This window comes from Enterobacter sp. ZOR0014, assembly GCF_000798855.1.
In the GTDB taxonomy this organism is placed as follows: Bacteria; Pseudomonadota; Gammaproteobacteria; order Enterobacterales; family Enterobacteriaceae; genus Enterobacter; species Enterobacter kobei.
In genome coordinates, this window is record NZ_JTLF01000222.1 from 1 (window position 1) to 305 (window position 305).

The 305-nt window shown below is 57.4% G+C and carries 1 protein-coding gene; it reads right to left on the reverse strand.

Going from position 1 to position 305, the window contains the following annotated elements:
• Nucleotides 1-227: helix-turn-helix domain-containing protein (locus tag L977_RS11650; protein ID WP_047625799.1), on the reverse strand; the 227-nt coding region annotated here is incomplete at its 3' end.
• Nucleotides 228-305: the final 78 nt, after the last annotated feature.

The window sequence follows — 305 nt, forward strand, 5'->3', positions numbered from 1 at the left end:
AGCGCGGTGATGTCGTCAGATGAGCGGTTCGGGGAATGATGAGGCACGCGGGGCCGGTCCTGAAGGCCGGAGAGGCCTTCCTGAGCCCAGCGCTGAAGCCACTTGTAGCCGGTGGCGGGTGAAATGCCGAAGCGACGGCACAGCGAACGTATGTTCGCCCCGTCCTGCGAGGCGAACAGTACAAACTCGGTACGTAATGACATGGTATCTCTCGCATCCCAGGGCATAAGTGACTCCATAAACGGGTTCTTATGCCTTAGTTGTAAGTGTCTACCATGTCCCCGAACAAGTGTTCACTATGTCCC